Annotated in this window: 17 protein-coding genes; 12 read left to right on the top strand and 5 right to left on the bottom strand. The window is 62.8% G+C overall.

Annotated elements, in window-relative coordinates:
• Nucleotides 1-146: 146 nt before the first annotated feature.
• Nucleotides 147-719: a hypothetical protein gene (locus M0534_RS02820; RefSeq protein WP_248566900.1), complete on the bottom strand. Its 573-nt coding sequence runs from the start codon at nucleotides 717-719 to the stop codon at nucleotides 147-149.
• A gap of 262 nt (nucleotides 720-981) precedes the next feature.
• Here M0534_RS02820 and glyQ point away from each other — a divergent pair, with 262 nt between their 5' ends.
• From glyQ to M0534_RS02800, 4 genes are read left to right on the top strand one after another with little or no spacing between them, the layout of a single operon-like run.
• Nucleotides 982-1,923 carry a glycine--tRNA ligase subunit alpha gene (gene glyQ, locus M0534_RS02815; protein ID WP_248566899.1) on the top strand — a complete coding sequence of 314 codons (942 nt, stop codon included), beginning with the start codon at nucleotides 982-984 and terminating at the stop codon, nucleotides 1,921-1,923.
• Entirely contained in the window at nucleotides 1,916-4,033 is a 2,118-nt protein-coding gene (gene glyS / locus M0534_RS02810) for a glycine--tRNA ligase subunit beta (protein WP_248566898.1), read from the top strand. The genes glyQ and glyS overlap by 8 nt, the downstream gene beginning before the upstream one ends.
• Nucleotides 4,033-4,608 carry a D-glycero-beta-D-manno-heptose 1,7-bisphosphate 7-phosphatase gene (gmhB, locus tag M0534_RS02805; RefSeq protein WP_248566897.1) on the top strand — a complete coding sequence of 192 codons (576 nt, stop codon included), beginning with the start codon at nucleotides 4,033-4,035 and terminating at the stop codon, nucleotides 4,606-4,608. The genes glyS and gmhB overlap by 1 nt, the downstream gene beginning before the upstream one ends.
• 13 nt (nucleotides 4,609-4,621) lie before the next feature.
• Nucleotides 4,622-5,416: a lysophospholipid acyltransferase family protein gene (locus M0534_RS02800; protein ID WP_248566896.1), complete on the top strand. Its 795-nt coding sequence runs from the start codon at nucleotides 4,622-4,624 to the stop codon at nucleotides 5,414-5,416.
• A gap of 175 nt (nucleotides 5,417-5,591) precedes the next feature.
• Here M0534_RS02800 and gyrB read toward each other — a convergent pair whose 3' ends face one another.
• The 4 genes from gyrB to dnaA form a co-directional block, all read right to left on the bottom strand.
• A complete protein-coding gene (gene gyrB, locus M0534_RS02795) occupies nucleotides 5,592-8,009 on the bottom strand; it encodes a DNA topoisomerase (ATP-hydrolyzing) subunit B (RefSeq protein ID WP_248566895.1) in 2,418 nt (805 codons plus the stop codon).
• A gap of 24 nt (nucleotides 8,010-8,033) precedes the next feature.
• A complete protein-coding gene (recF, locus tag M0534_RS02790) occupies nucleotides 8,034-9,104 on the bottom strand; it encodes a DNA replication/repair protein RecF (protein WP_248566894.1) in 1,071 nt (356 codons plus the stop codon).
• A gap of 81 nt (nucleotides 9,105-9,185) precedes the next feature.
• Nucleotides 9,186-10,286 (bottom strand): DNA polymerase III subunit beta, encoded by a 1,101-nt coding sequence (dnaN, locus tag M0534_RS02785; RefSeq protein WP_248566893.1) that lies wholly within the window; start codon nucleotides 10,284-10,286, stop codon nucleotides 9,186-9,188.
• Nucleotides 10,287-10,523: 237 nt separating this feature from the next.
• The gene (gene dnaA / locus M0534_RS02780) at nucleotides 10,524-11,867 is read right to left on the bottom strand and encodes a chromosomal replication initiator protein DnaA (protein WP_248566892.1); all 1,344 of its coding nucleotides are present in this window, start codon (nucleotides 11,865-11,867) and stop codon (nucleotides 10,524-10,526) included.
• A gap of 277 nt (nucleotides 11,868-12,144) precedes the next feature.
• Here dnaA and rpmH point away from each other — a divergent pair, with 277 nt between their 5' ends.
• From rpmH to rsmG, 8 genes are all read left to right on the top strand, one after another.
• Nucleotides 12,145-12,279, top strand: coding sequence for a 50S ribosomal protein L34 (gene rpmH / locus M0534_RS02775; protein ID WP_248566891.1), 135 nt, complete (start codon nucleotides 12,145-12,147; stop codon nucleotides 12,277-12,279).
• Between the two features lie 19 nt (nucleotides 12,280-12,298).
• On the top strand, nucleotides 12,299-12,658 hold the full coding sequence (rnpA, locus tag M0534_RS02770; protein WP_248566890.1) for a ribonuclease P protein component: 360 nt from the start codon (nucleotides 12,299-12,301) through the stop codon (nucleotides 12,656-12,658).
• Nucleotides 12,643-12,873 carry a membrane protein insertion efficiency factor YidD gene (yidD, locus tag M0534_RS02765; RefSeq protein ID WP_248566889.1) on the top strand — a complete coding sequence of 77 codons (231 nt, stop codon included), beginning with the start codon at nucleotides 12,643-12,645 and terminating at the stop codon, nucleotides 12,871-12,873. Before rnpA ends, yidD begins: the two co-directional genes overlap by 16 nt.
• Before the next feature lie 3 nt (nucleotides 12,874-12,876).
• Nucleotides 12,877-14,547 (top strand): membrane protein insertase YidC, encoded by a 1,671-nt coding sequence (yidC, locus tag M0534_RS02760; RefSeq protein WP_248566888.1) that lies wholly within the window; start codon nucleotides 12,877-12,879, stop codon nucleotides 14,545-14,547.
• A 64-nt stretch (nucleotides 14,548-14,611) separates the two neighbouring features.
• A complete protein-coding gene (gene mnmE / locus M0534_RS02755; protein WP_248566887.1) occupies nucleotides 14,612-15,961 on the top strand; it encodes a tRNA uridine-5-carboxymethylaminomethyl(34) synthesis GTPase MnmE in 1,350 nt (449 codons plus the stop codon).
• A 105-nt stretch (nucleotides 15,962-16,066) separates the two neighbouring features.
• Entirely contained in the window at nucleotides 16,067-17,356 is a 1,290-nt protein-coding gene (locus M0534_RS02750) for a flavohemoglobin expression-modulating QEGLA motif protein (protein WP_248566886.1), read from the top strand.
• Between the two features lie 516 nt (nucleotides 17,357-17,872).
• Nucleotides 17,873-19,771 (top strand): tRNA uridine-5-carboxymethylaminomethyl(34) synthesis enzyme MnmG, encoded by a 1,899-nt coding sequence (mnmG, locus tag M0534_RS02745; RefSeq protein ID WP_248566885.1) that lies wholly within the window; start codon nucleotides 17,873-17,875, stop codon nucleotides 19,769-19,771.
• Nucleotides 19,768-20,415, top strand: coding sequence for a 16S rRNA (guanine(527)-N(7))-methyltransferase RsmG (rsmG, locus tag M0534_RS02740; protein ID WP_248566884.1), 648 nt, complete (start codon nucleotides 19,768-19,770; stop codon nucleotides 20,413-20,415). Before mnmG ends, rsmG begins: the two co-directional genes overlap by 4 nt.
• Nucleotide 20,416: the final 1 nt, after the last annotated feature.

The raw sequence follows: 20,416 nt of genomic DNA, 5'->3' as shown, positions 1-20,416 counted from the left end.
CATGCTTGCCAGTGGCCCGGCCGGTTTTGGCCCCTGGCTGTGTTGCGTCACCGGCCCGGTAGTTCTGGCTACCGGGCCGGCACCGCGCCTTGTCAGATGGCCAAAACCGGTCTCGGGCGCAGACGCGGGAATAAATCAGTGTTTCCTTAATGCAGGAGATCAGCCCCCGGCGCTCCGATCAGACGACCGTGTGCTCTTTCCAGCTCGCGACGCGCTGCGGGGCTGCCCGACTCAAGAAAGCGATGGGCAGCCAGGGCCATCCTGTCCAGCGAGTCGGTGTCCGGATTCCGCCGAAGTTCTCCGAGTACGTCCAGTAACAACGGGAAATCCTGTGCCAGCTTGCCGAACAGGCTGGCCAGGGCGGAGCCGTCACTGGCGCCGAGTTCACCATAGGCTCCCTGACCGAGATCGATGACGTAATCAAGTGTCACGCGCCGGCGCCTTATCTGGCCCGGAAACAGGCCCCCGAGCAACAGGCATTCGTCGCCGACATCACGTAGTCGGTCCGCGCGCGCACGGCCCTGGCTGGCCATCGCCTGCAGATAGGCAATTGCCAGCAGTCTGCGTATCAGATCAGACCGACGCAGATAACGCATCAGGAGGAAGACCAGGTAGCTCTGGGCATCCTCATCCAGCCGCGCGCCACAACGGTTCTCCGCGTCGCGAACGAGTTGTTGCCACTGGGCCGTGGCGCCTGGCTCGAGAATCAGTTCCGCCATGCCGTACTCACCTCCACCGCTGGTCCATCCGCAAGGGGACAGGCATCCCGCAAATCAGCCGAGCTTTGCAGTTGCGGGACGGATCGTCGGTCCACACGTTGACGATGCGCCAACCTCCGCTTCGAAACCGTGGACCGTTTGGCAGATCCGGGCCGCTGGCCATCCCGGCCCGGGGCTTCGTGGGTGCCGGGCGATACAGGTATACTGCCCGGTTTGACCTGCTACCAGGCCATTTATCCGCCGGATTCAGGGATTTTCGTCGATGAGCAAGACGTCTTCAGATACCACAGGGCCGGATGTCACCACGTTTCAGGGTCTGATCCTCGCACTGCAGGCCTATTGGGCGCGCCAAGGCTGCGTCGTCCTGCAGCCACTGGACATGGAAGTCGGTGCCGGCACCTTCCACCCCGCCACCTTTCTGCGGGCAGTGGGCCCGGAACCGTGGAACGCCGCCTACGTGCAGCCTTCGCGGCGACCCACCGATGGCCGCTACGGTGACAACCCCAACCGCCTGCAGCATTACTACCAGTTCCAGGTGGTCATGAAGCCGTCGCCGATGGCGATCCAGGACCTTTACCTGGGCTCGCTGCGCGACCTGGGTCTGGATACGCGGGTGCATGACGTCCGCTTCGTCGAGGACAACTGGGAATCGCCGACCCTCGGGGCCTGGGGCCTGGGCTGGGAAGTCTGGCTGAACGGCATGGAGATCACCCAGTTCACCTACTTCCAGCAGGTTGGCGGTATCGACTGCCAGCCGGTGATGGGCGAGATCACCTACGGACTCGAACGGATCGCCATGTACCTGCAGGGTGTAGAGAGCGTTTATGACCTGGTCTGGACCAACGGTCCGGACGGTCCGGTGACTTACGGCGACGTGTATCACCAGAACGAGGTCGAGCAGTCCGCCTACAATTTCGAGCACGCCAACGTCGAGGCGCTGTTCCGCCAGTTCGATCAGTGCGAACGCGAGAGCCAGGCGCTGATTGACCTGGAGCTGCCGCTGCCGGCCTACGAACAGTGCCTCAAGGCGTCGCATACGTTCAACTTGCTGGATGCCCGGCACGCAATCTCAGTGACCGAACGGCAACGCTACATCCTGCGTGTGCGAACCCTCGCGCGGGGTGTCGCGGAACTTTACTACGCAAGCCGCGAAGCTCGCGGTTTCCCGCTTTTGAAAACCGTGAATGAGGCCGCTAATGGCTGAAACCCGTGAACTGTTGGTGGAGATTGGTACCGAGGAATTGCCGCCGACGGCGTTGCCACGACTGATCGAATCCTTTCATCGGGAGGTGCTGGCCGGACTGGAGCGCCAGGATCTGAAGCCCGAGCAGCATCAGGCGTTTGCCGCACCACGCCGGCTGGCCGTGCTGTTACGCGGGCTGCCGGTGAAACAGCCGGACCGCGTGGTCAACCGACGCGGGCCGGCACTGCAGGCCGCGTTTGATGACAGCGGCGAGCCCACCAAGGCGGCACTGGGTTTCGCCCGTTCCTGCGGTGTCAACGTGGCGGACCTTGGCGAGGAGCGTACCGAGAAAGGCGCCTGGCTGAGCTATCAGGCGGAACAGCCCGGACAGGACACCAGCGCACTGGTGCCGGAAATCGTGCAGCATGCGCTGAACCGCCTACCCATCCCGCGGCGCATGCGCTGGGGCGACAGCGATGCGGCTTTCGTGCGCCCGGTGCACTGGATCTGTGCGCTGTTTGGCGACACGGTGGTGCCGATACGGCTGTTCGGGATCGCCAGTGATCGGCTGACACGCGGACATCGCTTCCACACCGCCGAGCCGATTCCTCTGCAGCAGGCGACAGACTATGAGGCCGTGCTGGAGCAGAAAGGCTTCGTGCTTGCCGGGTTCGAGCGCCGTCGCCAACGTGTGAGGGAGCAGGTCGAGGCCGAGGCCGAACGGGTCGGCGGCAGGGCCGTGATCGAGGATTCCCTACTGGACGAGGTTACCGCCCTGGTGGAATGGCCAGTGGCGATTACCGGTCGTTTCGACGCCCGTTTCCTGGACGTACCAAGCGAGGCACTGGTCTCGAGTATGCAGGGACACCAGAAGTATTTCCCGCTACGTGACGCCGGCGGGCGGCTGATGCCCGCGTTCATCACCGTTGCCAATCTCGAAAGCCGCGATCCTGAACAGGTCGTGCTGGGCAATGAACGTGTGATTCGGCCGCGGCTTGCCGATGCCGAGTTCTTCTGGAACCAGGACCGGCGGAAGCCGCTGGCCGAGCGGGTTCCGGCATTGCGGGAAATCATTTTCCAGAAACGCCTCGGCAGTCTGCACGACAAGGCGGTGCGGGTTGCCGCACTGGCCCGCCTGCTGGCGCCGGCCTTCGGTTCCGATGCCGATCGTGTAGAACAGGCGGCCATGCTGGCGAAGTGCGACCTGCTGACCGAAATGGTCGGAGAATTTCCCGAACTGCAGGGTACGATGGGGCGCTACTACGCGCTACATGACGGCCTGGACGGTGAACTGGCCGGCAGCCTGGAGCAGCATTACCTGCCACGCTATGCCGGCGACAGGCTTCCCGAGACGGCCTTGGCCCAGGCGCTGGCCGTGGCCGAGCGCGCGGACACGCTGGTCGGCATTTTCGCCCTCGGCCAAATCCCCTCCGGCGACAAAGACCCCTTCGCGCTGCGTCGCGCGGCCCTGGGGCTGATGCGCATCCTCGTGGAATGCAAACATTCGCTGTCGCTGCGGCGACTGTTCAGGCAGGCCCATGATCACCTGCCGCAAGATCTGCATGATCCTGCCGTTATCGACGATCTGGTCGCCTTCTGCCTCGAACGGCTGCGGGGCTACATGCTTGATCGCGGTGTCAGCAGCGACGTATTCGATGCGGCCTCGGCCGCCCGGGCCATGGAGGACGATGGCGCGGCGGTGGACGATCCTGTGGATCTCGCATTTCGGCTTGAGGCCTGCGCCCACTTCCGGAAAACCGAGGCGGCTGCCAGCCTGGCGGCGGCGAACAAGCGCGTGCAAAACATCCTGCGCAAGGCGGAACAGTCCCTTCCAGCGCCCGAACCGGATCCCGCACATTTCGATGCGGAAGAGGAAAAGCTTCTTTATCAGAACCTGCAGCGTGTGAAAACCGAGATACAGGCCCTCAATCAGGCGCGCCGCTACCAGGATTCGCTCAGCACCATGGCGCAACTGCGGGAACCCGTGGATGCGTTCTTCGATTCGGTGATGGTCATGGCTGACGATCCGGCGATACGCCGGAACCGGCTGCACCTGCTCGGTCAGTTGGCTGGCATCCTGAGTTCGGTGGCCGATATCGCCCGTCTGACTCCCGAACAGGCACCGGCCTGATGGCCGCACGTTCAGCGGTATTTCTGGACCGTGACGGAGTCATCAATCGGGACTCAGAGCTTTTCATCCGCTCGGTCGAGGAGTTCCAGCCGCTGCCGGGAAGCCTGGACGCCATCCGCCGGCTGAAACAGGCCGGCTGGGCCGTGGTGGTTTGTACCAACCAGTCCGGCGTCGGCCGCGGACTCTATAGCCTGGCCACGCTGGACAGCATCCATGCGCATCTTCGGGGCCTGTTGGCGGAGCAGGGCACGGCGCTCGACGGCATCTATGCCTGTCCCCACCTTCCGGAAGCCGGTTGTGCCTGCCGTAAACCCCGACCGGGGATGCTCCTTCAGGCCGCGGAGGAACTGGATCTGGACCTCGGCAACAGTTTCATGGTCGGCGATGCAGCCCGCGATCTCGAGGCCGGCATCGCGGCTGGGACCCGGCCCGTTCTGGTTTGCACCGGCAAGGGGGAGGAGACCCTTGACGCGGGCACCATGCCGGACGTGCCGGTATTCGACACCCTGAAGGATTTCGCAGAGTGGCTGCTGGCCGGCGGCATGTCGGACCAGGGTCATTCAATCACGCAATGAGGTTGCCGGAACCATGGCAGATTCGCCAAGCAACCCGGGCCAACCGGTGATCCGAAGCACTCGAATCATCCTCGGCTCGATCCTCTGGGCGGCCGGTACACTCGCCGCGACGCTGGTTTTTGGCACGTTGGGAATCCTGCTCGCGGCTCTGAGCCCCTACCGGATGCGCTATCGGCTGTTCAACCTGTGGAGCCGGTTTCTGATCTGGTGGGCCGCGGTGGCGGCCGGTGTGCGCTTCGAGGTTGAAGGCCTGGAGAATCGGCCAGACACACCGTGCATCGTCCTGGCGAAACACCAGTCAGCCTGGGAAACCCTGGCCCTGATGGACCTGTTCCAGCCCCAGACCTGGGTGCTGAAACGTGAGCTCACCCGTATTCCGTTCATCGGCTGGGCGATCCGCATGTTGAAGCCCATCGCCATCGACAGGTCCGCCCGCAAGGAGGCCATGCAACAGATGCTGGAGCAGGGCCGGGCTCGACTGGACGAGGGCGTCTGGGTGGTCATCTACCCGGAAGGAACCCGGGTGCCGCCTGGACGCAGTGGCCGATACCAGCGAGGCGGCGCCGTGCTGGCCGTGGAAACCGGATATCCGGTGGTGCTGGTTGCGCACAACGCCGGTGAATGTTGGCCAAAGAATTCGTTCCTGAAATATCCGGGCACGATTCGAGTCAGGATAAGCCAGGTCATTGAATCAAAAGGCAAAACACAGGAATCCCTGCTGGCCGAAGCGCGGGACTGGATCGAACGGAACAGCCGGGAGGTCGCTCAGGCCTACGAGGACCGGACGGCTGGCAAGCAGGGGAAATAGGACTGACCGTGTTCCACGTGGAACACGGTCAGGATCCGGCAGCCGTCAAAGCCTGACAATGCGTTTGGCTGCGCGAGGGTGTTTCCCTCGTCACGCGCCACAATGCCGCCGAGCAGTGAATCCGGTGATCACCCGCAGGGCTCGGGCGCAGACGCGGGAATAGATCCGTGTTTCCCTAGACGTCCAGGTTCGATGCCGCCAGGGCGTTACGCTCGATGAAATCCCGCCGGGGTTCGACATGATCACCCATCAAGGTCGTGAAGACCTCATCAGCGGCCACCGCGTCCTCGATACGCACCTGAAGCAAGCGTCGGGTTTCGGGATTCATTGTCGTTTCCCACAACTGATCCGGATTCATCTCCCCCAGCCCCTTGTAGCGCTGGATATACTGTCCGCGTTTCGCATCCTCAAGCATCCAGGTAACGGCATCACCCAAGGCCTCTACCGGCTGCTGGCGCTCTCCGCGGTGGATCGACGCTCGAGCCCCCAACAGACCGTCAAGCGCTGCCGTCAGGGAACTGATGCGACGATACTCCGGCGTCAGGAAGAACTCCGGCGTGAACCGGTAATCGTGGCGAATGCCGTGCATGCGCTTTGAAATCACTGCTTCCTGGAATTGGCCATCTGTGCCGGTCGACACCATCGCCTGATATTGGGTGCCTTGGGGCTGGACGGGATTGAGCCGGTCGACGATCTGCTGGAACCACTCCTTCAGATAACCGACATCATCAAACGACCCTTCGGTAAGCACCGGCACGTGGAGCAACGTGACCAACACGTCATGGTCCATCTGCCGGCTCATGTGATCGATGATATCCATGACCCGCAGATACTGGCTGGCCAGCGCCTCGAGTTGCTCACCTTCGATGTCGCCCGCATCCGAATCGGAGCGCAGGACCGCACCCTGAATGGCGAGCTGCAACAAATACTCGGTCAGCTCCCGCTCGTCCTTGACGTAATGCTCCTGCTTTCCCCGCTTGATCTTGTAGAGCGGCGGCTGCGCAATATAGACGTGTCCGCGCTCTACCAGGGTCAGCATCTGCCGGTAGAAGAATGTCAGGAGCAAAGTACGGATGTGCGAGCCGTCCACATCCGCATCGGTCATGATAATGATCCGGTGGTAACGCAGTTTCTCCGGGTCGAAGTCCTCCCGGCCGATTCCACAACCCAGGGCCGTGATCAGCGTGCCGACCTCGGCCGATGACAGCATCTTGTCGAACCGGGCCTTCTCGACGTTCAGGATCTTTCCCTTCAAGGGCAGGATCGCCTGCGTCCGCCGGTCCCGCCCCTGTTTGGCCGAGCCGCCCGCGGAATCACCCTCGACGAGATACAGTTCGGAAAGTGCCGGATCGCGCTCCTGGCAATCCGCCAACTTACCGGGTAGACCGGCGATATCCAGGGCGCCCTTGCGCCGCGTCATCTCGCGCGCCTTGCGGGCCGCCTCGCGCGCGCGCGCGGCATCCACGGTCTTTTCGACAATTGCCCTGGCATCGGTCGGGTGCTCGTACAGGAATTCCTGCAGCTTTTCCGCCAGCACCTGTTCGACCGCTGTCTTGACCTCGGAGGAAACCAGCTTGTCCTTGGTCTGGGAAGAAAACTTCGGATCAGGGACCTTCACGGACAGGACCGCCGTCAGGCCCTCCCGAACATCCTCGCCGGAGAGTGAGACCTTCAGTTTCTTGGTCAGGCCTTCCTTTTCCATGAAGGTATTGACGGTCCGCGTCAGGGCGCCACGAAAGCCCGCCATATGGGTGCCACCGTCTCGCTGCGGGATATTGTTGGTGAAGCAGAAGATATTCTCCTGATAGGAATCATTCCACTGCATCGCCACATCCACACCGATGTCATTACGCCAGGATGAGATATACAGGACTTCCTTGTTCAACGGGGTCTTGTTGCGGTTCAAATGTTCGACAAAGGCCTTGATTCCGCCGGCATATTCGAACAGGTCCGCCTTGTCGGTGCGCTCGTCCTTGAGACTGATACAAACGCCGGGGTTGAGGAAGGACAACTCGCGGAACCGGCGGGCCAGCAAATCGTAGTGAAAGTCGATATTGGTGAATATCTCCGGGCTTGGACGGAACGTGATCTTTGTGCCGGTTTCGTCACTTTCACCGATCACATGCAGTGGCGCGACCGGTTCACCCATGCGGAACTCGACATGATGGATCTTCCCGTTCTTGCGCACCGTGAGCTGCAGTTCTTCGGACAGGGCGTTGACCACCGAAACGCCGACCCCATGCAGGCCACCGGAAACCTTGTAGGAGTTGTTATCGAATTTCCCGCCGGCATGCAGCACGGTCATGATGACCTCCGCCGCGGACCGGCCCTCTTCGGCATGCACATCCACTGGCACGCCGCGACCATCGTCAGTCACCGAAATAGAGTTATCTTCATGGATCACCACTTCGATTTTTGAACAGTGCCCCGCCAGCGCCTCGTCGATGGAATTGTCCACCACCTCGAATACCATGTGGTGGAGACCTGTTCCGTCATCGGTATCGCCGATATACATACCAGGTCTTTTCCGGACGGCATCCAGCCCTTTCAGAACCTTGATACTTCCTGAGTCGTAGCTTGGCGTTGCACTCATCGCTGTCCCCCCGGTGAAAGGCGGCTATTGTACCATTTCGCGGAGCTCGCCATGTTCCACGTGGAACCACCGCGCATCGGCTCCCAGGGGCAGTTCTTCCTGCGCCGCCGCAGTCAAAAACACCTGCGCGCCAGTCGAAAGCAAGGCCTCTACGACCTGCAGCCGGCGTTCCGCATCGAGCTCGGAGGCCAGATCGTCGACCAGCAGGATCGGATCGCCACCACCCAGCTGCTGCAGCCGGTTTGTCACAGCAAGCATCAAGCCGATTACGAGGATCTTCTGCTGGCCGCGGGACAGCCATTCCTGTGCAGGCACCCCATTAGCCTTGATCGCCAGATCTGCGCGGTGAGGCCCGACCAGTGTGAAACCGCGCTCCATTTCGGTTTCCTGGCTCCGCCTCAACGCCTCCCCATAGCTGACATCCTTCGCCCAGCCCCGCCGGTAGCGCAGCGCGACGGTAACGCCACCCAACCAGTCCTTAAGAAAGGGCTCCAGGAGCGGCTCCAGGTCTTGTAGCAACCGACTTCGCATCGCCGTCACCTGCTCGCCGGCATTGATCAGCTCGCCATTCCATGCCAGGGCAAGGCGGCGTTCGCCCCCACGAATCGCAGCGTTGCGTTGACGCAGAACCCGTTCAAAACGCTTCCATGCCTCTCGGTATCGGTGTTCCACGTGGAACGTGGTCCAGTTCAGGAACTGTCGCCTCAGCCCCGGTCCATCCTGCAACAAGCGCTGGCTCTCGGTGTTGACGACCTGGACAGGCAGATGACGCGCCAACTCGGACAGTACCCGCACATCCTGACCATCAACCCGGACCCGCAATCGCCGCCGGTCCCGCTCCAACCCAAGCCGGTGCCGGCTTCCACCGGCCGCCACCTCGGCGACCAGACGAAACCCATCGCGGGATTGACAGGTCACGGAATCGAGGCGCGCCGCGCGAAAACTTCGCGCCCGAGCGAGAACATGAATGGCTTCAAGCAAGCTGGTCTTGCCCGAGGCGTTCGGACCAATAATCGCGTTAACCCGGCCGAACACCGGCAACAGGCCATCCCTCAGATTACGAAACCCCCCTATCGTCAATCGCTCAAGCGCCATTGGCGCCCCCGCTAACAAAGACGGTTTCGCAAGCCGGCAACGTCATGGTAAAGGCGAGCATATTCGCCTGGAAATGCCTGCTCAGAGCCGCATCGGCATGACCACATATTGATGGCTAGCATCGCCGGCCGCGGTAACCAGACAGGAACTATTGGCATCCACCAGGCCAATGGACACCTGATCCGTCTCGATGGCGCCGATCGCGTCAAGCAGGTAACTCGCGTTGAAACCAATCTCAAGCGGGGTTCCCTGATAGTCGACGGTCAGCTCCTCGACCGCCTCTTCCTGTTCCGGGTTGTTGGATTGAATCCGCAAACTGCCCTGATCCACCATGAAGCGGACACCCCGGTATTTCTCGTTCGACAGGATCGATGCCCGTACCAGGGCCTGCCGCAAGGCGTCCCGATCCGCCAGCAGGATTCGCTCATCCACCGCAGGAATCACGCGCTGGTACTCGGGGAATCGACCGTCGATCAGCTTGGAGGTAAACCGCAAGTCGGTCAGGGTCACCCGAAGGTGATTGCTGCCCAATTCCACGCGAACTTCGCTGTCGTCGTCACCGAGAAGACGCAGCAATTCCTGCACGCCCTTGCGCGGCACAATGACCTGCTTGCTCTCTGACACATCCACGGCACCGGGGACTTCGCCCAAAGCAAGCCGATGACCATCGGTGGCCACCGCCCGAAGTCGATCCGGATCAAGCTCCAGCAACAGACCGTTGAGGTAATACCGGACATCCTGCAAGGCCATGGAGAATTGCGTTTTCTCGATCAACCGACGCAGGCTTCCCTGCGACAGCAACAGCGGCTGGCTCTCGCCGATGTCTTCGACGGTCGGGAATTCGGTGGCCGGCAGCGTCGTCAGCGTGAAACGGCTGCGCTCCGAAGTGACCAGGGCACGATCCTGATCCACGGCCACCGTAATGTCGCTGCCCTCGGGCAGATTGCGCACGATATCCATCATTTTTCGAGCCGGTACCGTTATCTGCCCGGCCTCTGCTATCGGTACATCCACCCGTGCCGCAATCTCGACTTCCAGGTCCGTAGCCGTCAGTCCAAGCCCCTGGTCATCTGCCACCAGCAGAACATTCGCGAGCACCGGCAGCGTTTGCCGCCGTTCGACGACCCCAATGATGGACTGCAGTGGCCGAAGCAGCGTCTCCCGCTTGATTTCAATCTTCATAAGCCTGCCTTTTGAGCGCTTCCTTAATTACTAGTGTTTTATCTTTTAAAAGACTTGTGGTTATTACTGACTTCCAGATCAGCTGTGGAAATCTTTTATTTATCCTTTAAAAACAGCTATCTATTTGAATTTTTCCCTGTGTGAAAGCAGCGGTACCTTTCCGGTATGTACCGAGGAGAAGCTGTGGACAAATCGTGGACGTGTTGGACCCGCCATTTTGTCCACAGCTTCCGCACATCATGTGGTCAGCGTTCTCAACAGATTGGCATAGTCTTCGGCCAACCTGGCATCCGCCTCGCGTAGCTCCACCACTTTTCGACAGGCGTGCAGTACCGTGGTGTGGTCCCGACCCCCGAAGGCATCGCCAATTTCCGGCAGGCTGTGGCTGGTCAGTTCCTTCGCCAATGCCATGGCCATCTGTCGCGGTCGGGTAATCGAGCGGCTGCGACGTTTGGAATGCAGGTCTGCCACCCGGATCTTGTAATAGTCGGCCACCGTCTTCTGGATGTTCTCGATGGTCACCAGCTTGTCCTGCAGCGCGAGAAGATCCTTCAACGCCTCCTTGGTGAAATCGACGGTGATTGGACTTCCAGTGAATTGCGCGTTGGCGAACACGCGGCGCAGGGCGCCTTCCAGTTCCCGGATATTCGACCAGATCCGCTTGGCGATGAAGAAAGCCACCTCGTGAGGCAGGTCGATCCCCTCCTGCGATGCCTTGCTCATCAGGATTGCGACCCGAGTCTCCAGTTCCGGTGGCTCAATGGCCACGGTCAGCCCCCAGCCGAATCGTGATTTCAGGCGTTCCTCCAGGCCATCGACTTCCTTGGGATAGCGGTCACAGGTCAGGACTACCTGCTGCTGTCCTTCGAGCAAGGCATTGAAGGTGTGGAAAAACTCTTCCTGTGATCGTTCCTTGCCGGCAAAGAACTGGATATCGTCGATCAGCAGCGCATCCGCCGTCCGGTAATGCCGCTTGAACTCGTTGATCGCATTATGTTGCAGCGCTTTCACCATATCGCCGACAAAACGTTCCGAATGAAGATATAGCACCTTGGCGCGCGGGTTATTGCGCAGCATGAGATTACCGATCGCGTGCATCAGGTGGGTTTTGCCCAGGCCGACGCCGCCATACAGGAAAAGCGGGTTGTAGGCGCCACCGGAATTCTCCGCCACCTGGGTGCAGGCCGCGCGTGCCAACTGGTTGGATTTGCCCTCGACGAAGCTGTCAAAGGTGAACCGGGGATTGATGTTACTTCCGCCGGAGGCACGGGCCTCGTGGCGTGTTCGCTGTTCCGGCCGTCCGGTTTGTGCCGGCGGCTGTGCGCTGCCTGGCTCCGGCGGCAGGCTGCTGCCGATTTCCAGTACCACATTGGGCCGGTCGCGGTGCTGCTCGGCGAGTTCCTGGATACGATCGAAAAAATGTTCCTTGACCCAATCCAGAACAAAACGGTTCGGCGCCAATAGCCGCAACCGCTGGTCGCCTTCCACCGCCTGCAGCGGACGGATCCAGGTATTGAGCTGCTGCTCGGGGATCTCGGCCTCAAGGCGATTCAGGCAATGTTTCCAGACGGAGCTGTCCAAGCGGAACCCCCAGATTAGGCAATAGCTACAAATCGAACGACGCGACCGGACCGGGCCAGGCATGCGAGTTCCGGTCATTGCTTCTGACCGGTCGCCAAGGCTTCTCTGGTTTGATCGGTGGACCGCCGAGTCTATACCCCAAAGTCGGTGTTATCCACAGGCGGTAAGATGCCGTCAGCGTTGACAGTCGAGCAGCCGCGGCGGTACATTCGCGGGCTTATTTTGTGCGGGCTCCGGTCAGCCCCTTACCCAGTCGACGAATCGAGCGAGCTCAGTCATGAAGCGGACATTTCAACCCAGCGTCATCAAGTGCAAGCGGACCCACGGCTTTCGGGCCCGGATGGCGACCAAGAGTGGCCGCCGCGTGATCAAGGCGCGTCGTGCGAAGGGGCGTGCCCGCCTGGCGCCCTGAGGTGTTGCCCTGACATTCGGTGCGTAACAGATTCCCGCGCGACGCAAGGCTTCTCCGGCCCAGCCAATTCCGGCGGGTTTTTTCGAGTGGACCCTGTCGCGTCTCGGATGACGCGTTCACGTTACTCGCGAAGGGCGGTGAGCACGAGCAGCCGCGCCTGGGTATGGCAATCTCCAAGCGTCATGTGCCGCGGGCCGTGGATCGCAATCGCATCAAGCGGATTAGTCGGGAAGCGTTCCGCCAGCAACGGATGGCATTGCCGGCACGGGACGTGATCCTGCTGGCGCGGTCACCGGCGCGGCGCCTGGACCGGGCGCAGCTCCGGCGCAAGCTGGACGCCCTCTGGCAAAGGTTGATCAAGCGATGCGGCGACTGCTGATACTGCTCTTACGCGGCTACCAGTATCTTATCAGCCCGTTGATCGGTCCGTGTTGCCGGTTCTACCCCAGTTGTTCTGCATATGCCTGCGAAGCGATCCAGCAGCACGGGGCCCTGCGAGGTTCCTGGCTGAGCCTGAAACGCGTGTTACGCTGCCACCCCTGGCACCCGGGCGGCGTCGATCCGGTCCCACCTTCACGTACTGACCAGCGGTAATTCATGGAAACGCAACGCCTGATCCAGTTCTTTGCCCTCGGCCTCCTGCTGCTTCTGATCTGGGGAGCCTGGGAACGCGAACACCGCGCTCCGCCGCCCACCGAAGAGGAAGTCGCCGAGGAGCAGGATGAAACCGGTGACGAGCAGTTCGTGCCGGACGATCTGGATGCCGAGGGGCCCGACCGCGACACCACCACCAAAGAGGACGGTGTTCGGCCGGATGCGGCCGACGAGGACACCGAGGTGCGCGACGTCCGCATCACCACCGATCTGCTGGACGTGGTGATCAGCACCCGCGGCGGGGAACTGCGGCGCGTGGATCTGCTGGACTACCCGGTTTCGACCGACGACCAGACCCCGCTGCGTTTGATGAGTGACGAGCCGAGCCGCCTGTTCATCGCGCGCGCCGGGATCGTGACCCAGAATGCCGCCCAGGGTCCGGGCAGCCGGGGCATCTACAAGGTCGATCAGGACAGCTTCAGCCTTGAGGATGATGCCGACAGCCTGACCGTCCCGCTGGTCTGGGAAGGTGCGGATGGTCTGCGTGTCACCAAGCGCTACACCTTCCACCGCGACAGCTATCTGATCGACGTCGAACACGAGGTGGAGAACGCCACCGGTGACGAGGTGCGCGCCTCGCAGCAGACCTACCTGCGGCGCAGTGCCGACCACGGTGACGGTACCTCCTGGTTCATCTACACCTTCACCGGCGGCGTGTTGCACACGCCGGACGATCGCTACACCAAGCTCTCGTTCTCCGACATGGGTGGCTCCGACCGCCTGGACGAGAACGTCCGCGACGGCTGGCTGGCGATGATTCAGCACTACTTCATCGGTGCCTGGATACCTCCCGAAGGCGAGGAGCGTCGCTACTGGAGCCAGGAACGGGACAACAACGTCTACGACCTTGGCATGAACACCTTCTGGCGTGGCGTAGCGGACGGTGAGATCGGCGAATTCTCCACCCAGCTCTACGTCGGCCCGAAGGAATACCGGCGACTGGCCGCCGCCGCCGATGCCCTCGACCTGACCGTCGACTATGGCTGGCTGACGATCATCTCGCGGCCGCTGTTCATCGTCCTGGAATGGATTCACTCCATCGTCGGCAACTGGGGCGTGGCGATTATCATCGTCACGCTGCTGATCAAGCTGGTGTTCTACAAGCTTTCCGAAACCAGCTTCCGGTCCATGGCAAGGATGCGCAAGGTGCATCCGCGGATGAAAGCGATCAAGGAGCGCTACGGCGACGATCGCCAGGCCATGAACCAGGCGATGATGAAGCTGTACAAGGAAGAGAAGATCAATCCGCTGGGTGGCTGTCTGCCAATCCTGGTGCAGATCCCGGTGTTCATTGCCCTGTACTGGGTGCTACTGGAGAGCGTGGAACTGCGTCATGCGGACTTCATGCTCTGGATCAATGACCTGTCGTCGCCGGATCCGTTCTTCGTGTTGCCGCTGCTGATGGGTGTCAGCATGTTCGTGCAGCAGAAGCTGAACCCGGCGCCGCTGGACCCGATTCAGCAGCGGATCATGATGGCGCTGCCATTCGTGTTCACGATCTTCTTTGCCTTCTTCCCGGCTGGGCTGGTGCTCTACTGGGTGGTCAACAACGTGCTGTCCATTGCCCAGCAGTGGTTCATCACGCGACGGATCGAAAAGGGCGAAGAGAAGTAGCATCGGCCGAGGCGATCCGGTCATGCGGCCGGTCCGGGTTCGGCGCTCCCAGGGAGGTGTGTTCGTGCAGCCCTTGCCCGACACCATCTGCGCGATTGCCACGCCACCGGGACGTGGCGGCATCGGTGTGGTCCGCCTGTCCGGGCCGGAAGCCGGCCGCTACGCCAGTCGGGTGGCTGGCCGACTTCCCGAACCGCGGCGCGCGGTTTTCCGGCAATTTACTGATGCCGGGGGCCAGAGCCTGGACCAGGGCCTGTTGCTCTGGTTGCCGGGCCCGGGCAGTTTTACCGGCGAGGATGTGGTCGAATTCCACGGCCACGGTGGGCCGGTGGTGCTTGACCGGCTGATGCGGCGCCTGACCGAACTGGGCGCCCGCCCGGCCCGTCCCGGCGAATTCTCCGAACGTGCCTTCCTTAACGGTCGACTGGACCTGGCCCAGGCCGAAGCCATTGCCGACCTGATTGCAGCCGGCTCCGAACAGGGCGCGCGCGCAGCCATGCGTTCCATGTCCGGGGAGTTCTCCCGCCGTGTCACGGCCCTGCTGCAGGCATTGACCGAACTGCGCGTGCATGTGGAGGCGGCCATTGATTTCCCCGAGGAGGAGATCGATTTCCTCGCCGACGGCGAGGTTGCCGCCAAGCTGCGCGCGGTTCGCACCGAACTGGATGTGGTGCTGGCCACCGCGCGCCAGGGACAGATCCTGCGTGATGGCATGACCGTGGTCATCGCCGGCCCGCCCAATGCCGGCAAGTCCAGTCTGCTGAACCAGCTCGCCGGCAGTGACAGCGCCATCGTCACGGCGATCGCCGGCACCACCCGGGATGTGCTGCGGGAACAGATCCAGATTGACGGCATGCCGCTGCATATCATCGACACCGCCGGCCTGCGTGATTCCGACGATCCGGTGGAACAGGAAGGCGTGCGCCGGGCGCGGCAGGCCATGCAGTCCGCGGATCGTATTCTGCTGGTGGTGGAGGACGCGGTCGGTGTCGGACTGGTGGAACAGGCCAGCCTGGCTGATCTGCCCGAGGACCTGCCGGTGACGGTGGTTCGCAACAAGATCGACCTCAGTGGCCGGGTTCCGGGCGTCGAGGAAGTGGCCGGAAAGCCGGAGATTCGGCTCAGTGCCCTGACCGGCGCCGGCGTCGACCTGCTGCGCCAGCATCTAAAGCAGGCCATCGGATTCAGTGGCGGCGAGGACGGTTTCATTGCCCGCCGCCGACACCTCGATGCCCTGCGCCGCACCGCCGAACACCTGAGCGCGGCCCATGAACAACTGCACGCAGCGGCGGCCGGCGAACTGATGGCTGAGGAACTGCGCCAGGCGCAACAGCACCTGGGCGCGATCACCGGCGCCTTCAGCAGCGAGGATCTGCTCGGCGAGATCTTCTCCAGTTTTTGTATTGGGAAATAGGCGGCCGCCGTTGCGGCCGCGTTTAAGGTTTAATGTTTCACGTTTTAGGTTGATGTTTGCTTAAAACGTCAAACGTTAAACATAAAACGGGAGCCTGAGCGACCCTTGGCCGATAACAACGACGCCTACCGCGACACCGTTCGGAACCTGTCTGACCGCATTGTCGCGGCGCAGAAGCCGATCCGTATCCTCGATGCGATCAAGTGGGATGCCTCGGTCAAGCAGGCGTTCTTCGCCAGCGGCTGTCGTCAGCAGCCGGCGGTCGATGCCGCTTACTACCGTGATCGTCCTCTGGGCTTCGATGTCGAGGAACTCGGCCACGAGTTGCACGCCATCGAGCGCGACATCGTCCGCCAGCTCGGCCAGTTCAATCCGGTTGGCAAGATGATGGGCCGCATGTGCCGCGAGTATCAGATGGCGATCCGCATGCTACAGGCCCGCGGCACGCCGGCGTTCAGCGACCTGTCGCAACAGCTCTACGGCGCCGCCTCGGATGCCTTCCATGCCGGCGATCCGTCGATCGCCGACCTTGGCGCGATGCTGGCCGAGACGCTGGGCAATATCGACCGGGAGAGTGACCTGTCCGCGGAACCGCGGGAGATCCCCGCCGAGGAGGCGGTGCGGATGCTGCAGCAACGCCTGTCCGCGGCCTTCGCCGAGGCGGATTCCTCGGTGCGTGTGTTTCTCGACGACGGCATCGTGGCCGATGCGGCCGCCGGTGCCGACTACCTGAAGATCCGTGACGACGCGCGCTTTCGTAACCGCGACATCCGCATGCTGGAGGTGCATGAGGGTTGGGTTCATCTGGGCACGACGCTGAACGGTCAGGACCAGCCGGTCTGTACCTTCCTCAGCAAGGGGCCGCCATCGGCCACGGTGACCCAGGAGGGCCTGGCCATCCTGATGGAGATCATCGCCTTTACGTCCTACCCGGAGCGACTGCGCAAGCTCGGCAACCGGATCCGGGCGGTCTCCATGGCCGAGCAGGGCGCCACCTTCCTCGATGTGTTCGGCTTTTTCCGTGAGCAGGGTCTGAGCGACGACGAGTCCTTCAACCACGCCTCCCGCGTGTTCCGCGGCAGTGGGCCGACCTACGGACCGTTCACCAAGGACCTGAGCTACAGCAAGGGCTTCATCATGGTCTACAACTTCATCCAGCTGGCGGTTCGCCATGGCCGTCTGGATCGGGTGCCGCTGCTGTTTTGCGGCAAGGTCACGCTGGAGGATATCCCGGTGCTGGCGCACCTGGTCGAGGAAGGCCTGGTCAACCCGCCGCGCTTCCTGCCACCGCAATTCAGTGATCTGAGCGCACTGGCTGCCTGGATGGCCTACTCCGGCTTCCTCAACCGCTTGAGCCTGGATCGCATCGAGGCGGATTACGCGCACCTCGTCTGAGCTAGCTGCGCTAAATGCCAAATCCGGCACAGGCGAGAGGAGACCAACTGCGCCGCGGGAACGCTGTAAACCCTGGTAGGGCACCATGGACATAATTTCGCATCTGCCTTGGAGTCGCATTTTTTCCGAGGCAAGGCGCGCTGCGCAGCGCCGCAGTCATTCTGCGGTCAAGCAGCGCAACACAGCAATCGGGAAAAATGCGGCCCAACCCGAAGGGCCCGGCCGGTTTTGGCCCCTGGCTGTGTTGCGTCACCGGCCCGGTAGCTACGGCTACCGAACCGGCACCGCGCCTTGCCAGATGACCAAAACCGGTCTCGGGCGCAGATGTGAAATTATGTCCATGGTGCCCTCCGGTGCTCGACGGCCGCGTCCATGCGGCCGTCGTCCCGCGGCGCAGTTGGTCTCCTCTCGTCCCCGCGGGCAGGCTCAACCGATAAGGCGTGCAACCAGGAACATGGAATGCGCCGCACAATTTCCCTAAACTACCGCTCCTGTTGAATTTCCCGGGGTGTTCCGATGGATTACCGTGAATCGTTCGAGGTTATCGTGGTGGGTGGCGGCCATGCCGGCACCGAGGCCGCGCTGGCCGCTGCGCGCATGGGCCGCCGGACACTGCTGCTGACGCACAATGTCGAGACCATCGGCCAGATGAGCTGCAATCCGGCCATCGGTGGCATCGGCAAGGGCCATCTGGTGCGCGAGGTCGATGCCATGGGGGGCCTGATGGCGCTGGCCGCGGATCGCGGCGGCATCCAGTTTCGTACCCTGAACAGTCGCAAGGGGCCGGCGGTGCGCGCCACCCGGGCCCAGGCCGACCGCGTGTTGTACAAGGCCGCGGTGCGGCAGGCGGTGGAGAACCAGCCGAACCTGTTCGTGTTCCAGCAGGCGGTGGACGATCTGCTGATCGAACAGGATCAGGTCGCCGGCGTGGTCACCCAGATGGGCCTGCGCTTCCGTGCGCCCAGCGTGGTGCTCACCGTGGGCACGTTTCTCGGCGGCCGCATCCATATCGGCATGGACAACTACCAGGGCGGGCGCGCCGGCGACCAGCCGTCCAACGCGCTGGCGCGGACCTTGCGCGAGCGCCCGTTCCGCGTCGGTCGCCTGAAAACCGGCACGCCGCCGCGCATCGATGGCCGCACGATCGATTTCTCCCGCCTGCAGGAACAGCCCGGTGATTCACCCGAGCCGGTATTCAGCCTGCGCGGCGACCGCGGCATGCATCCGCGCCAGGTGAGCTGCTGGATCAGCCATACCAACAGCCGTACCCATGACATCATCCGCGGCTCGCTGGATCGCTCGCCGATGTATGCCGGCGAAATCGAGGGGGTCGGCCCGCGTTACTGCCCGTCGGTGGAAGACAAGGTGGTCCGCTTTGCCGACAAGGACGCGCACCAGATCTTCATCGAACCCGAAGGCCTGGAGACTCACGAGGTCTACCCGAACGGCATCTCCACCAGCCTGCCGTTCGATGTGCAGATCGAGCTGGTGCGGTCCTGCGTCGGCCTTGAGCAGGCGCATGTCACCCGGCCCGGCTATGCCATCGAATACGATTACTTCGATCCCCGGGATCTGCGGCCGAGCCTGGAGACGCGATGCATTCGGGGTCTGTTCTTCGCCGGCCAGATCAATGGCACCACCGGCTACGAGGAGGCCGCCGCCCAGGGCCTGGTGGCGGGCATTAACGCCGCCCGCCAGGTGCGCGACGAGGAGGCCTGGACGCCGCGCCGGGACGAGGCCTATATCGGGGTGCTGATTGACGACCTGATTACCCGCGGCACCCGCGAACCCTATCGCATGTTCACCAGCCGGGCCGAATACCGCCTGATGCTGCGCGAGGACAATGCCGACCTGCGCCTGACCCCGGTGGCGCACGAATTGGGGCTGCTGGACGATGACCAGTGGCAGGCCTTCGAGCGCAAGCGCGAGGCCATCGCCCGTGAACAGCAGCGACTGCAGGACACCCTGCTGCGGCCGTCGGATCTCGACCCGGCCACGGCGCAGCGGGTTTTCGGTGGGCCGCTGAAGCGCGAACAGCATCTGGACCAACTGCTGCGTCGGCCACAGGTCAGCTACCCGGACCTGATGTCCGTGCCGGCGGCCGGCCCCGGTGTGGATGATCCGCAGGTGGCCGAACAGGTGGAAATCCAGGCCCGCTATTCGGGCTATCTGGAACGCCAGCAGGATGAGGTGGCCCGCGGCCGCCGGCTGGAGCATCTGCAGATTCCGGACGCGCTGGATTATGCCGAGGTGCGGGGTCTGTCCAACGAGGTGCGGCAGTTGCTGCAGCAGCATCGGCCGGCGACCGTGGCCCAGGCCGGGCGGATTGCCGGCGTCACGCCAGCGGCGGTGTCGCTGCTGCTGGTGCATCTGCGCCGCGGCAGCGAGCAGGCGGCTACCCGCCACAGCGCATGACCGAGCCGTTCCCGCGGCAACCGGTTCGGCAGCGGTTGCAGGACGGTCTCGCCGTGCTGCCGGAGGGCGGCACGGTGCCGGTCGAGCCGCTGCTCGATTACCTGGAGCTGCTGCATCGCTGGAACCGCGCCTTCAACCTGTCGGCGGTACGCGATCCGCTGGACATGGTGCCGCTGCATCTGCTGGACAGCCTGAGTCTGCTTCCCTATCTTGAACAGCCTTCACTGCTTGATGTGGGCAGTGGTGCCGGCCTGCCGGGGATTCCGCTGGCCATCTGCCGGCCGCAGATGGCGGTGACCGTGCTGGACAGCAACGGCAAGAAGACCCGCTTCATGCAGCAGGTGCGACTGCAGCTCGGGCTGACCGGGCTTGCCGTGGTGCATCAGCGCGTCGAGGCCTTCCGGCCCGCGGCGCCGTTCGCCACGATTTGTTCCCGCGCCTTTGCCCGCACCGACACGTTCGTCAAGGCCGCCGCCGCGCATCTCGCCCCGGGCGGCGTCATGCTGGCGATGAAGGCGCGTTTCGATGCCGGCGAGGAGTTGCGCGAGCTGGACCGCGGTTGGCAGACCGACATCCTGCCGCTCTCGGTTCCCGGGCTGGACGCCCAGCGCACCGTGGTGCGTCTGCGCCGCGCCGACGACTGAC

The sequence above is a fragment of the Methylonatrum kenyense genome (assembly GCF_023195885.1).
GTDB lineage: Bacteria > Pseudomonadota > Gammaproteobacteria > Nitrococcales > Aquisalimonadaceae > Methylonatrum > Methylonatrum kenyense.
Note: the sequence above shows the minus strand (reverse complement) of the source record. Positions and strands in the feature narration are given on the sequence as shown.

Excerpts from the sequence above, each read along its gene's own strand:
- yidD (WP_248566889.1), top strand. The coding sequence starts at position 12,643 with ATGCGGCGACTGCTGATACTGCTCTTACGCGGCTACCAGTATCTTATC.
- gmhB (WP_248566897.1), top strand. The coding sequence starts at position 4,033 with ATGGCCGCACGTTCAGCGGTATTTCTGGACCGTGACGGAGTCATCAAT.
- recF (WP_248566894.1), bottom strand. The coding sequence starts at position 9,104 with ATGGCGCTTGAGCGATTGACGATAGGGGGGTTTCGTAATCTGAGGGAT.
- glyQ (WP_248566899.1), top strand. The coding sequence starts at position 982 with ATGAGCAAGACGTCTTCAGATACCACAGGGCCGGATGTCACCACGTTT.
- gyrB (WP_248566895.1), bottom strand. The coding sequence starts at position 8,009 with ATGAGTGCAACGCCAAGCTACGACTCAGGAAGTATCAAGGTTCTGAAA.
- rpmH (WP_248566891.1), top strand. The coding sequence starts at position 12,145 with ATGAAGCGGACATTTCAACCCAGCGTCATCAAGTGCAAGCGGACCCAC.
- dnaN (WP_248566893.1), bottom strand. The coding sequence starts at position 10,286 with ATGAAGATTGAAATCAAGCGGGAGACGCTGCTTCGGCCACTGCAGTCC.
- glyS (WP_248566898.1), top strand. The coding sequence starts at position 1,916 with ATGGCTGAAACCCGTGAACTGTTGGTGGAGATTGGTACCGAGGAATTG.
- mnmG (WP_248566885.1), top strand. The coding sequence starts at position 17,873 with ATGGATTACCGTGAATCGTTCGAGGTTATCGTGGTGGGTGGCGGCCAT.
- M0534_RS02820 (WP_248566900.1), bottom strand. The coding sequence starts at position 719 with ATGGCGGAACTGATTCTCGAGCCAGGCGCCACGGCCCAGTGGCAACAA.
- rsmG (WP_248566884.1), top strand. The coding sequence starts at position 19,768 with ATGACCGAGCCGTTCCCGCGGCAACCGGTTCGGCAGCGGTTGCAGGAC.
- yidC (WP_248566888.1), top strand. The coding sequence starts at position 12,877 with ATGGAAACGCAACGCCTGATCCAGTTCTTTGCCCTCGGCCTCCTGCTG.
- M0534_RS02800 (WP_248566896.1), top strand. The coding sequence starts at position 4,622 with ATGGCAGATTCGCCAAGCAACCCGGGCCAACCGGTGATCCGAAGCACT.